The organism is Romboutsia sp. (genome assembly GCF_056995035.1).
In genome coordinates this window covers 54,707-68,702 of the sequence record NZ_JBXKIW010000049.1, presented here as the reverse complement: position 1 = coordinate 68,702, position 13,996 = coordinate 54,707, and the positions used below count along the sequence as shown (strand labels likewise).

The window sequence follows — 13,996 nt, the reverse complement described above, 5'->3', positions numbered from 1 at the left end:
GTTAATTGTTATACCAAAGCTTAACATCATACACAAAAATAATAAAATAATATCATAATTATAGAATCATTGAATAAAAAATGGTATAATAATAAATTGTACTTTAATTTAAAAAATAAGGGAGTGAAGGTCACATTGTTAGGAAGAAATGATTTATGTCCTTGTAAAAGTGGCAAAAAATATAAAAAATGTTGTTTAAATAAAGATGTTATGTCGGAGAGAGCCGGTAGAAAAGTAGGGCTTTCACAAAAGCACTATTCAGAATTATATACAAAAATACAGGAATATGCAAAACAAGATAAATTTAAAGAAGAATATGAAAAAGCTAAAGAGATGTTTTATATATTAGAAGATGAAGCAACTAATAAAAAATTTGAAAGATTCTTCAATACTTACTTTGTACAAGATCATATAATGGAAAGTAAAAAAGTGATGACTGTTGAATTCTACGAAGACAACAGAGATAATTTAAATACAAAAGAAGTAGAAATACTAAGAAACTTATTTGAATCTTATGTAGGTATTTATGAAGTTAAAGACGTATTAGACGGAAAAATTTTATTAAAAGATTGTTTAACTGAAAAAGAAGTTTATACAGAAGACGTAAACTTATTAAAAGACTTCAAAATAGGAAGTTGTATGATAGCTAGAATAGTTAGTATCGAAGATACAAGCATATTGATAGATGTAACTATTAGTATATCAAGTTCAGTTAAAGATGTTATATGTAACGATATAATTAGTCTATTTAACCAGTACGAAGATTTATACAAAGATATGAAAACTTTCTTAATACATCATACACATATATTATACAAATATATGCAACAATTACTAGATCCAAGTATAGCTGAATACTTAAAACAACAAAAAGAAGCTAAAATGGATAAAGCAGCACAAGAAGTAGCATTAACTCAAGAAGATGAAAACGAAGATGAGTGTAAAGTATGTTTAGTTCTTAGACAAAATGTTGAGAAAGAGCATATAGGTTCATGTATAGAGTTTTGGAATGAGTACAAGCAAGCTAATGGAGACGTAAAAGGATCTGAAAATGGATGGGGTGCAGCAGTTGAGTATCATATCAAAAAAGTTGCTGGAGAGAACATAACACAAGCACAAATATCTAAGAAATATGAAATAAGTCCTAGTACATTAGGAAAAAGATATAAAGACCTTAAAGTGTCTTAAATTTTAATTGTAAATTTTTAAGTATTTATTAATAGTATGATTAAGAAGTCCGATTTAAGATAATAAATAAATATATGTAAATTAATTTAGGAATTATATAAAAATATAGTTCCTAAAATTTTGCTTAAAAATATGAAAACAACCCTTTTTATAAATTAAATTTCATATAATTTATAAAAAGGGGTTTTAATATATGCGAATAATGTATAAAATAGTAAATATATAAAATGTACAGAAAGAGGTATAGTTATGAGTCTTAGTTTAGGAAGCGCAATAGCAGTATCAACAAATTTTATAAAGTCTAATCCAGCAGTACCTGTATACAAGGGAGAAGAAAATCCAAGTAATCTGTATGCTGTTATTTATCATATTGAAATAGGATACAATAAAGGAACAACTCAAGAAACTAAGCAATATATAATAATAGATTATAAAGAATTTGATTTATCTATAGATGAAAAAAATGAGTTAGTAGAAGTTGCTAAGCATTACTGTAAATCTAATGCAATACCAGAAAATGATCAATTAGAGATAGCACTTTTAGATAATGAAGAAGCTGAAAACTTCTTAGAAAAAGTATTTAATAATATGAAGGTTATAAGAGGTCTTATAACTAAGAAGGACTAAATAATATGAGTTTAGTAGGAATAGAAAATATAACACCTTATGAAGGTGTAGTTGAGTTTAAAGTATATAAATATGATGATGAAATTGATTTAGGTGACAAAAATTTATTTGTATGTGATTTAAAAATAGTCATGGTTAAAGTTAACCCTATTTATGTAGAAAAGATAGGTAAATCTATAGATGCATTAGCATTAATTACTAATTTAAACTCGAATACAGAAAAGCTATCTATAAAAGATGAAATTAAAAAATTTATCTTAGACGAGATTTGGGAAGAAAATCTAGAAAAAGAGAATATAGATGTTATGTTTATAGAAAGCTAGGTTTAAAACCCTAGCTTTTCTATTGTTTTTAATCAATTTTAAAACTATAAAAAGTAGAAGCTATTAATGAAAATTGCAAATTTAAATATAAAAAGGAGCTAAGAAATGATAAGAGTATCTAACTTAAAATTAGGAATAGATGAAGATATATCGATAATAAAGAAACTTGTATTAAAAAAGTTGAAATTAAAAGAAAGTGAACTTATAAAATATAATATTTATAAAGAGTCAATAGATGCAAGAAGAAGAGGAAAGATAGATTTTGTATATACAGTAGATGTTGAAGTAAAAAATGAAGATAAGTTATTGAAATTAAACATAAAAGATGTTGTTAGAGTGAAAGAAGCAATATATATAGGAGTTGAGATAGGAAGTGAAAAATTAAGTAATAGACCTGTAATAATAGGTAGTGGTCCAGCTGGTCTATTTGCAGCATTATTATTGGCTCAGAAAGGATATAGTCCTCTTTTATTAGAAAGAGGTTTAGATGTTGATAATAGAACAAAAGATATAAATGACTTCTGGAATAATAGAAAGTTTAAAAATAATTCGAATGTTCAGTTTGGAGAAGGTGGAGCAGGAACTTTTTCAGATGGAAAACTTACAACTAGGATAAAAGATATTAGGTGTAGAAAAGTTTTAGAAGAGCTTGTTAACTTTGGCGCACCAGATGAAATATTATATTCACATAAACCACATGTGGGTACAGATATATTAAAAGGTGTTGTTAAGAATATAAGAAATGAAATAATAAGACTTGGTGGAGAAGTTAAATTTGATGCGAAGGTAACTGATCTTATAGTAGAAAATAGTGAAATAAAAGCAGTAGTAGTAAATGCTACAGAAACTATAGAATCAGAAAATGTGATTTTAGCAATTGGACATAGTGCTAGAGATACGTATAAAATGCTTAATAAAAGAGGGGTAAGAATAATACAAAAGCCTTTTGCTATAGGGGCAAGAATAGAGCATCCACAAGAATTAATAAATAAATCTCAATATAAAGAGTTTTATAACCATCCTAGGCTAGGAGCAGCGGATTATAGACTAATAGAGCATACTTCTAATGATAGAACTGCATATACTTTCTGTATGTGTCCAGGAGGAAGTGTAATAGCTTCAGCATCTAACGAATTTGAAGTAGTAACCAATGGTATGAGTGAACATGCCAGAGATAAAGCTAATGCAAATAGTGCTTTCTTAGTGAATGTACTACCAGAGGATTTTGGAAGTGATAATCCATTAGCTGGTATTGAGTTCCAAGAAAAATATGAAAGATTAGCATATGAGTTAGGTGGAAAGAATTATAATGCACCAGCTCAATTAGTAGGAGATTTTTTAAATGATAGAGTGTCAACATCTTTAGGGGGTGTAGAGCCTTCATATAAGCCAGGAATTGAGTTTGTAGACTTAAGAGAATGTTTACCAGAGTTTGTTACATCAACTATGAAAGAAGCTTTAAAATCTCTTGACAATAAATTAAATGGGTTTGCTATGCATGATGCAGTTTTAACTGGTGTAGAAACAAGATCTTCAGCGCCTATAAGAATAGTTAGAGATGAAGATACATTAGAATCTGCAAATACTAAAAACCTATATCCTTGTGGAGAAGGTGCAGGATATGCAGGTGGAATAGTTACAGCAGCAGTAGATGGAATTAAATGCGCAGAAAAAATAATAACGAAATACTCTAATAAATTATAATAAGTCTGATATTTCATTCTCTGACTTAGGTATAGTAGAACTTAAATATAGGTACAATAAGGTTATATCTACGTATACATATTTTAGAAGCGATGAGAACATAAGAACAAGCTGTTAATATAGTACAACAAGTTATAGTGAGTAGGGTATGAAATAACTAATATAAGAAGTTGTCTCATGTGAGTCAACTTTTTTATATTATAATTGTTACAAGTTAACTAATTTATAAATCAAATAGTCTTTATTCTAAGAAGAACACCGGGTCTATTTTCAATGTAAATAACACTATAATTTTATTATTAATTATATAATTAATAACTTGTTATTTTTTTATTAATCTGTATGTTCTTTTATGTTATAATTTGATTAAACTATATAAAAGAAAGAGGTAAGTTTATGGGAACTGTAAAATTTGATTATAGTAAAGCTATAGGATTTTTTAATCAACAGGAAGTAGACTGCATGCAATCATATGTGGATGTAGCACATAAGATGGTACATGAAAAAACAGGACTAGGGAATGACTTTTTAGGATGGGTAGAACTTCCAAATAAATATGATAGAGAAGAGTTTGATAGAATAAAGAAATGCGCAGAAAAAATAAAGTCGGATTCAGATGTTCTATTAGTAATAGGCATAGGTGGATCTTATTTAGGAGCAAGAGCTGCAATAGAAATGGCTGGCCATTCTTTCAGAAATAACTTATCTAAGGAAGATAGAAAATCTCCAGAAATATACTATGTTGGGCATAATATAAGTTCAACATATATAATGGATTTATTAGACGTAATAAAGGACAAAGATGTATCTATAAATGTTATATCAAAATCAGGAACTACTACAGAGCCTGCAATCGCATTTAGAATATTTAAAGACTTCGTAGAAAAGAAATATGGAAAAGAAGAAGCAAGTAAAAGAATATATGCAACAACAGATGCTAAAAAAGGTGCTCTTAGACAATTGGCAGATGAAGAAGGATATGAAACATTCATAATACCTGATGATGTAGGTGGTCGTTTCTCAGTTTTAACACCAGTAGGACTATTACCCATAGCTTGTGCTAACTTAGATATCGATGCTATGATGAAAGGTGCTCAAGATGCTTGTGAAGAGTTAAAAACATCGGATTTAAAAACTAATCATAGTTATCAATATGCAGTAGTAAGAAACGTTTTACATAGAAAAGGTAAAGACGTAGAATTATTAGTAAACTATGAACCACAATTACATTATGTAGGTGAATGGTGGAAACAATTATATGGAGAAAGTGAAGGGAAAGATAATAAAGGTATATTCCCTGCAGCAGTAGACTTCTCAACAGATTTACACTCTATGGGACAATACATACAAGAAGGAAAGAGAATTTTATTTGAAACAGTACTTAATGTAGAAAACTCAAAAAGAAATGTAACTATAGAAGAAGCTGAAGTTGATTTAGACGGATTAAATTATTTAGCTGGAAAAACTATAGACTTTGTTAATAAAAAAGCATCTGAGGGAACGTTACTTGCTCATACGGATGGACAGGTTCCGAATCTAATAGTAAATATACCTCAATTAGATGAGTACAACTTTGGATATCTTGCGTACTTCTTTGAAAAGGCTTGCTCAATAAGTGGATACTTATTAGGAGTTAATCCATTTGATCAACCTGGAGTTGAAGCATATAAAAAGAACATGTTCGCACTTTTAGGTAAGCAAGGATTTGAAAAAGAAAGAGAAGAATTAGAAAAAAGACTTAATAATTAAGATTAAGTTAAGGATAAAATAATATAATGAAATCATCATTGAGATAGCTTTACTAGTTAATGATGGTTTCTTTTAGTTATGAAAAAATAAAATTTATTATCATTATAATAAAATTTATAGAAAAAATTATATTATAGATAAACTTTAGTAAAAAAATAAAACTTAAGCAAAGTTTAAGTTAGAGATATTGATTTAAATGTACATTTTAAAGTTATCAAAATATAAGAATTGAGAACAATATAGTAAAGATAATTTTTGATTTTACAAATTGTTAGGTAGGAGGGATTGTTATGGGAAATAAAAAAGGTATCGGGTTAATTGTTTTAGTTTGCATAATAACAGGAGTATTAAGTAGCTTACTTACAGTAATATTAATGAAAGATAGTATAGGAAAGAATGTATTAAATGATAAATCTACACAAATAGTTATAAACGATGATGGGAAAAATCAAAATATATATCATGCAGTTACAGATAAGGCAATGCCATCAGTAGTAGGAATAACAACAACAACAATAAATCAAAATAATGTTTTTGCAATACCTACTCAATCTCAAGGTGTAGGAACAGGCGTTATAGTAGATGCAAATGGATATATACTTACAAACTCACATGTTGTATCAGATGGTCAAGCAATAGATGTTAATGTATTATTTAATGATGGTTCTACAATAAAGGGAAAAGTACTATGGAATGATCCACAGTTAGATTTAGCAATGGTAAAGGTAGATAAAAAAGGTTTAATTCCAGCAGAATTAGGAAATAGTGATAAAGTTAGAACTGGAGATATAGCAATAGCAATAGGTAATCCATTAGGTCTTGAATTCCAAAAAAGTGTAACTCAAGGTATAATAAGTGGATTAGAAAGAGCTATACAAACAGAAAAATCTAACATGACGGGTCTTATGCAAACAGATGCAAGCATAAATCCAGGAAATAGTGGAGGACCTTTATTAAATGAAAAAGGTCAAGTAATAGGTATAAATACAGCTAAAGCATCACAAGCAGAAGGATTAGGATTTGCAATACCTATAAATACTGCTAAGCCAATAGTAGAGCAAATAATAAAAACAGGAAATTTTGAAAAAGTTATTTTAGGAATAAAAGGTATAGATTTAGCTATATTTGAAGCATCAACAGGAACGGATTTACAAGCTAAAGACGGTGTTTATATAGCTGAGATTATAGCAGATACAATAGCACAAAAATCAGGAATTCAAACTGGAGATGTTATAGTTAGAGTTGGCAATGATAATATATCAACAATGTCAGACCTTAATAAATCATTATACAAGTACTCAGTAGGAAATCAAACTGATATAACTATTAATAGAGGTGGAAAAGAAATTAAAATAAAAGTGAAATTTTAGCCAAAGTAAAATTACTTTTCCTAGAACATAAATAAAGCGTGGATTATATAATCCACGCTTTTAATATACTAATTTGTAGTTTTTTGCTTAACTTCAACTGAACAATTTGACTGACTAGAACATCCAGAACAACCACTACATCCAGAAGATGTTTGCTTAGATATTAATTTTTTTAATACAACAGTTACAGATACTATTATAATTAATCCACCAATTAAAAGTTCTGCTTTAGAACCAGAAGAATTAGGTATAAAAAATGCATTTCCTATTACTTTAACTATAAATGCTGCAACCCAAGCAAGAACAAATTGATAAGTAAATGATATTAACATCATCGTATTTCCATATTCTTTTCTCATAGTTGCAAGAGCAGCTATACATGGAGTATATAATGCAGAGAATACTAAGAATCCATAAGCACTAACACCAGTAAATACAGTTGGAAGAACAGTGTCTAAATCACCATAAAGTACATTCATAGTATTTACAACTATTTCTTTAGCACCAAGTCCAGATATTATAGCAACTGAATCTCTCCAGTCATTAAATCCTAAAGGAGCAAATATAGGAGCTATAAATTTCCCAGCATAAGCTAAGAAACTATCGTGTATGTTTTCAGTAAATCCATTAAAGTTAAATGCTGATAATAACCACATTACAACAGACAGTGCAAACATTACATTAATGACTCTTATTAAAAATCCTTTAGATTTAGTCCATGTATTTTTTAATAACGCATCTATAGTAGGAACTTTATATTCAGGAAGTTCTAATATAAAAGGCTCTATCTCTGTTTTAAAAGTAGTTTTATTTAATACTAAGGCTACCAAGATAGCGAATACTAAACCTAATAAATATAGCGAAGTAGTAACTAAAGCGGCATTATCAGGGAAGAATATTGCTACAAATGCAGCATATATAGGTAACTTAGCACCACAAGTCATAAGAGGAGCTATAAGAGCGGTTATTCTTCTATCTTTTTCACTTTCTAAAGTTCTAGTAGCCATTATTGCTGGAGACGAACATCCAAGTCCCATTACCATAGGTATAAATGCTTTACCAGATAAACCAACTTTTCTCATTATCTTATCCATTAAGAACGCCGTTCTCGACATGTATCCACTATCTTCAAATATAGAGATACCAAAGAATAAAGTAAATATTAGAGGGAAGAACGGTAAAGTACCTCCAACACCACCGATTATACCATCTATAATAAGTGATCTAAACCAAGGGCTAGAATTTACCAACATAGCATCAACTGGTGCTGCTATGAAAGTTTCTATAAGTGTAGTTAAACCTTCTTGTAAAGGTCCACCAACCCAATCAAAAGTAAACTTGAATAAAATTAATAAAGCACCTATAAAAATAGGATAAGCTAAAACTGGGTTTAGTACTATATCGTCTATTTTATCACTTATAGATTTCTTTTGATTAGAAGAAGTTTCAATACATTTTTCGAGCATCGTTTCTAATTTTTTATAAGTTTCTACTTCAGAACCAAAATCAGTGCAGTAATCAAATTTGCTATTAACTACATTTTTTATTGAAGTAGCTATTTTATCAACACCATTTTTTTTCTTTGCTATTACAGGAACTACAGTTACATTAAGTTCTTTACTTAATTTCTCAACATCAATTTTTATGCCTTTAGCTTCAGCTATATCTAGCATATTAAGAATAAGAACTATTGGTTTGTTAAACTGCATAAGCTGAGTTGTTAAGTAAAGATTTCTTGATAAGGTAGATGCATCAACTACGTTTACGATAACATCTACATTGTCATTCTCTAAGAAATTCTTTGATACCTTTTCTTCATTTGAGAAAGTATCCATTGCATATATACCAGGTAAATCTACAATCTTTATATCTTTACCTAAAAATCCTTCTTTTTTATCTATAGTAACCCCAGGCCAGTTACCAACATATTGATTTGAGCCTGTAAGTAAGTTGAAAACTGTAGTTTTACCAACGTTAGGATTACCAAGTAATGCTACATTAATCATATATTTCACTCCTTTGTTTTAACGAAATGTTTTTAGCATCAGATTTTCTAAGAGCAAGGTCAAATCCTCTGAATCTAACTATAATAGGATCACCAAACGGAGCAATTTTTTTAACTTCTATCTCAGTGTCATTTATACATCCTAAAGCAAGTAATCTCTTTGCTAATTTTACATTTCCATTTATATTATTAATACTACCCTTTTGACCAACTTTTAAATCGTAAACAGTCATCATTAATACCTCCTAATGAAATTCATTATCAACTAAATTGTAACAGTAATGATTTTAATTGTCAACTAATAATAAATGTTTTTATGGAATTATGTTCTAATGTACATCACTTTATAATGAAGTTTAATATGAATCTGAAAAAGTAACAGTAAAGTAAAGAATGACTTTGTATTTTAAAGATTAATTTTATACTTGACTTTATATATAAAAATTAATATGATAAAATACGTAATGATAAATAATATCAACGGTTAATAATTATCAAAAAGGTACTAAATGTGAAAAGTTCTAATTTATTTAAAAGCTAATAAATAAATTAGATTATAGAATAAAGGAGGAAGTTTGTTTTGAAAAAAATAAATATAAAAAATACACGACAGATAATTCAAATAACTGTGTTGATAACAGCTATAATATCAGCTATAAATCACTATTTAGTTTCGATTGATAAATCTATACAATGGATTTCGGAGTCATTATTTCATTATATATGTCCTATATGTGGAGTTACTAGTATTTATCAATTTTTCATGTCATCAACACTATGGGTAGTAAAACTTAAGAGTACATTAGGTATAGTAATAAGTTTAGTAATAATGTTAAGTATACTATTTGGACCGATTATATGCGGATTTATTTGTCCATTTGGAGCAATACAAGACATATTATCAAGAATTGGTAAAAAAATATTTAAACGAAAATACAACAACTTTATACCAAATGAATTAGATAAAAAATTGAAATATTTAAGATATATATCTTTAGTAGGAACTATTATATTAACAGCATCATCAGGAATTATAATACTTGAAAAAATAAATCCTTATCACGCATTTTTGGGAATTTTCAACAGAAAAATTAGCCCAATTGGTTTTTTAATATTATGTTTAGTAATTTTAACATCATTATTTATACATAGACCTTGGTGTAAATATTTATGTCCATATGGAGCATTTTTAGGAATATTTAATAAATTTAAGGTATTTAGAATAGTTAGAAATGACAGTACTTGCATAGGTTGCAAAAAATGCAATAGACAGTGCCCTATGAATATAGAGATAGAATCAAAAAAAGTAGTTAGGGATTTAAGGTGTACATCTTGCTTAGAATGTGTGGGAGATAAAGTATGCCCTAAGGATGAAACAATATCTTATACATCAAAAGAGCTACAAGTTAATAAAAAAGAGAGGAAGTTTGTTATGAAAAATAGTAAAAATAAAGTTATAGCATTAATAGTTTGTGGGATAATAGTAGGTTCGATAGGAACTAGTTTTATAGGTGATTTTGAAGCTAATAATCAACAACAAGTAGATTCAAATGTTAAAAGTGGCTCTACAACAGAGAACAGTGAAGTTTCTAATGGTAAATATAAAAATGGAACTTATCAAGGGTCTGCATCAGGTTATGCTGAAGATTTAAATGTAGAAATAAAAGTATCTAATGGAGAGATATCAAAAATAGATGTAGTTAGTCACAATGAAACCCCTGGGTTTTATGAGAAAGCATTTGAATTAGTACCAAGCGAGATAATAAAAAAACAAAGTACAAATGTAGATGCAGCATCAGGAGCAACATATAGTAGTAAAGGGATAATGAATGCAGTAAACAATGCTCTTAAAGAAGCGGAAAATACAGAATATACTAGTACAGATGAAAATTCAAATGCATCAAATAAATAAAATAGAATAGAATAGAAGGATCTTATATTTATATGAAAACATTTATAGAAACTGAGGAACTTATTTTTGGAACAAAGGTATATCAAAAAATTGATTTAGGTGGATTACTTGTAAAGCCATATTCTAATGTATAAACTTATCATCTATATTAACCACATTCTTAGTTAAAAGTATATTTGCAGGAATATTACCTAAATTATAATAAGTATGATATGGAAAGTTTTCAAAATTGGAATTATTGACAAATCATGGGAGTATTTGTTATTATATATATAAAAGTATACAAATTTGTAATCGTGGTGATCATTATGGTGAATAGCGAACTAGAGGTATTAAAAAAGGAAATAGAAGTATTAAGAGAAGAAATCAACACTTATATAGAATATCCAGAGATATTTAAAGAAGAATTAGTTGGTTCGAGTAATAAGATAGACATTTTAATAAATAAATACATAAGCTTAAGTAGTAAATAGCCCACATATGTGGGTTTTTTTGTGATTAAAATTAATAAAATAGAATATTGAATATGTTGATAGTAAACTGAGAATATTAAATAAATAGATGATATTTATTGTAAATTTATAACGTGAGGATGAGATTTATTATGATAGTTAAAATTATACATTCTATTTTAGCTTTTATATTTTCATATATTATGCTAAAGCTTATACAATATATTTTAAGCAAAGTATTTAAATTCACTAAATTTGACACAAGGTACGAAAATACACTTTATAGTGTATTATCATCGATATCTTATTATATTATATTTGTAATTAGCATAATATTAGTACTTAGAGAATTTGAAATAGTAGATGCAACTAAATTTGGAACATTAGTTACAGGAGCAAGTATTATTGGGTTAGTTGCAGGTATTGCATCTCAAAGTATATTAAAGGATATATTTAATGGATTTTTTATATTATTTGAAAGGCAATTGCAAGTTGGAGATTTCGTTACAATAAATGAAGAATTTAGAGGTAGAGTAGAAGAAATAGGGCTTAAAAGTACTAGTTTAAGAGATTGGGATTTAAGAAGAATAACTATTCCTAATGGAAATATAAATAGTATAAAAAACTATAGTAAAGATAAAATGAGAGTAGTAGCTCATGTAAGGGTGTCTTATGAAGAAGATCCCATAAAAGTATTAAGTACACTAGAAGAGGTATGTGGTATAATTAATGAAACATATAAAGAATATTTATGGAAATCTCCATCAGGAGAAGTAAAAAGCCCTTTTAAAGTGTATGGAGTAACAGATATAGAAGACAATCCCGTTGGAGCAAGATATACAGTTACTGGAGTTGTAGAGTCATATAAATATTTTACTGTGCTTAGGGAGACTAAGTTGCAGATACTAATCGTATTTAAAAAGAATGATATACATATAGCATATCCTACACATATAAACATATTACATCATGATAATAACAATCAGAAAGAGCTATAGATTTTAGCTCTTTTATATTATTAAATTATAATTTTAATTTTAAAATTTATGAAATTGGGGGGAGATTAAGATTATAGGATTAGTAACTAACAAAGAAATAATTATGAGACTGTTAATAGCGCTAATTATAGGAGGGTTAACAGGTTTAGAAAGAGAAAAATCGCATCAATTTGCGGGATTTAGAACTCACATATTAGTATCAGTAGGTTCGTGCATTACGGCAATAACATCATTATCATTATTCCATGATTATAGTGCATATGCAAACATGGATCCAGGAAGGTTAACAGCACAAGTATTATCAGGAATAGGTTTTTTAGGGGCTGGAGCAATTTTAAAGACATCTAATGGAATAAGAGGATTAACTACAGCTGCAGGAATATGGGCAACAGCGTGCATAGGAATTACTGTAGGTTACGGATACTATATATTAAGCATATCCGCATGGTTATTTGTAATGATAACTCTTTATATTTTAAAAAAGATAGATAAACTTTTATTCAGAAAAAAACAGACTATATTTAATGTAAAAGTAGACAATATAAATATGATATCTATGCTCTATGCAAAATTTGAAAAATGTCAAATTGATGTAAAGAATATAGACATAGAGACTGAAAATGATAATTGCTGGAAATTAAGCTTTTTTATAGTTTATGATAGAAGAATAATGATAGAAGAACTAGCAAAAGAATTAAATATGGCGAAAAATGTAATAAATGTAGATTATTTGCATTAAAATAATATAAAATAGAAGATAATTAGAATTAAAGTTGAGGTGTGTAAATTGAAAAAAAGCATAAAAATAATAACAGACGGTTCATGTGATTTTCCACAAGAAGTGCTGAATAGAGTAAAACCAGGTGTAGTAGGTATAAATGTAGCTTTTGGAGAAGAATGTTACATTGGTGGCGTAGAAATAGATGAAGAAACTTTTTACAATAAAATGAGAGGATATAAGGAATTACCTAAAACTTCAAGCCCTTCACCAGAAAGGTTCTTAGAACTTTACAATTGTGAAGAAGATGAACTTTTAGTATTTACTTTAACATCAAAGTTATCAAGTACATACTCTAGTGCTGTTTTAGCTAAAAATATGTATTTAGAAGAAAATGCAAATAAAAGAATCGAAGTTATAGACAGCCAAAGTGGATCAATTGGTGTTGCTTTAATGATATTAAAATGTAATGAGTTAATTGAGAGCGGAAAAACTATGGATGAAATATTAAATCATATAGAAAAATTTAAAGAAGAGATGGTATTCTTTGGAGCATTAGATACACTAGAAAATGCTATAAAAGGTGGACGAGTTAATGCATTGGCAGGTAAATTAATAAATGCATTGAATTTTAAAGTTATAATAAAAATAGAAGATGGGTTAGTTAAGCCAATAGATAAAGCTAGAGGTGAAAGTAATAGTTTAAAGAAAGCGCTCGACTACGTTCAAAATAATGTAACTAATCAAATACAAAGAACAGTTATAATAGGTCATGCTAATTGTCCAGACAAAGCTGAAAAAGTTAAGAAATTTGTAGAGATAAATTCGAATTTTAAGGAAATACTAATAGCAGGTATAGGTCCGATAATGGGAACGTTTACATCAGAAGGAGCTATATTAGTATCTGTTTTATAATATTGAGTCACTGCATCAACGATATGAGCGAAGCG

13 protein-coding genes are annotated in these 13,996 nt (G+C 28.2%); 11 read left to right on the top strand and 2 right to left on the bottom strand.

Going from position 1 to position 13,996, the window contains the following annotated elements; translation table 11 throughout:
• Window positions 1-135 precede the first annotated feature (135 nt).
• The 6 genes from AC11VW_RS07755 (at window position 136) to htrA (ending at window position 6,961) form a co-directional block, all read left to right on the top strand.
• Window positions 136-1,188 carry a YecA family protein gene (locus AC11VW_RS07755; RefSeq protein ID WP_484300837.1) on the top strand — a complete coding sequence of 351 codons (1,053 nt, stop codon included), beginning with the start codon at window positions 136-138 and terminating at the stop codon, window positions 1,186-1,188.
• A 249-nt stretch (window positions 1,189-1,437) separates the two neighbouring features.
• Entirely contained in the window at window positions 1,438-1,815 is a 378-nt protein-coding gene (locus AC11VW_RS07750; RefSeq protein ID WP_484300836.1) for a hypothetical protein, read from the top strand.
• A gap of 5 nt (window positions 1,816-1,820) precedes the next feature.
• Window positions 1,821-2,138, top strand: coding sequence for a hypothetical protein (locus AC11VW_RS07745; RefSeq protein ID WP_484300835.1), 318 nt, complete (start codon window positions 1,821-1,823; stop codon window positions 2,136-2,138).
• 105 nt (window positions 2,139-2,243) lie between these two features.
• Window positions 2,244-3,842, top strand: a complete 1,599-nt coding sequence (locus tag AC11VW_RS07740; protein WP_484300834.1) for an NAD(P)/FAD-dependent oxidoreductase — start codon at window positions 2,244-2,246, stop codon at window positions 3,840-3,842.
• 396 nt (window positions 3,843-4,238) lie between these two features.
• Window positions 4,239-5,591, top strand: a complete 1,353-nt coding sequence (locus AC11VW_RS07735) for a glucose-6-phosphate isomerase (RefSeq protein WP_484300833.1) — start codon at window positions 4,239-4,241, stop codon at window positions 5,589-5,591.
• Window positions 5,592-5,881: 290 nt separating this feature from the next.
• Window positions 5,882-6,961 carry a serine protease HtrA gene (gene htrA / locus AC11VW_RS07730; RefSeq protein WP_484300832.1) on the top strand — a complete coding sequence of 360 codons (1,080 nt, stop codon included), beginning with the start codon at window positions 5,882-5,884 and terminating at the stop codon, window positions 6,959-6,961.
• A 68-nt stretch (window positions 6,962-7,029) separates the two neighbouring features.
• Here the strand turns inward: htrA and feoB are convergent, their stop codons facing one another.
• Window positions 7,030-8,967 (bottom strand): ferrous iron transport protein B, encoded by a 1,938-nt coding sequence (gene feoB, locus AC11VW_RS07725; RefSeq protein ID WP_484300831.1) that lies wholly within the window; start codon window positions 8,965-8,967, stop codon window positions 7,030-7,032.
• Entirely contained in the window at window positions 8,960-9,199 is a 240-nt protein-coding gene (locus AC11VW_RS07720; RefSeq protein ID WP_484300887.1) for a FeoA family protein, read from the bottom strand. The genes feoB and AC11VW_RS07720 overlap by 8 nt, the downstream gene beginning before the upstream one ends.
• Window positions 9,200-9,546: 347 nt before the next feature.
• Between AC11VW_RS07720 and AC11VW_RS07715 the strand changes: the two genes are divergently transcribed.
• The 5 genes from AC11VW_RS07715 (at window position 9,547) to AC11VW_RS07695 (ending at window position 13,961) form a co-directional block, all read left to right on the top strand.
• Window positions 9,547-10,878, top strand: coding sequence for an FMN-binding protein (locus tag AC11VW_RS07715; RefSeq protein ID WP_484300830.1), 1,332 nt, complete (start codon window positions 9,547-9,549; stop codon window positions 10,876-10,878).
• 308 nt (window positions 10,879-11,186) lie between these two features.
• Complete coding sequence (locus AC11VW_RS07710; RefSeq protein ID WP_484300829.1) at window positions 11,187-11,351, top strand: aspartyl-phosphate phosphatase Spo0E family protein; 165 nt, start codon at window positions 11,187-11,189, stop codon at window positions 11,349-11,351.
• A 131-nt stretch (window positions 11,352-11,482) separates the two neighbouring features.
• Window positions 11,483-12,328, top strand: a complete 846-nt coding sequence (locus tag AC11VW_RS07705; protein WP_484300828.1) for a mechanosensitive ion channel family protein — start codon at window positions 11,483-11,485, stop codon at window positions 12,326-12,328.
• 103 nt (window positions 12,329-12,431) lie between these two features.
• Window positions 12,432-13,067 (top strand): MgtC/SapB family protein, encoded by a 636-nt coding sequence (locus tag AC11VW_RS07700; RefSeq protein WP_484300827.1) that lies wholly within the window; start codon window positions 12,432-12,434, stop codon window positions 13,065-13,067.
• Window positions 13,068-13,115: 48 nt separating this feature from the next.
• Entirely contained in the window at window positions 13,116-13,961 is an 846-nt protein-coding gene (locus tag AC11VW_RS07695; protein ID WP_484300826.1) for a DegV family protein, read from the top strand.
• The last annotated feature ends 35 nt before the right edge of the window (window positions 13,962-13,996 follow it).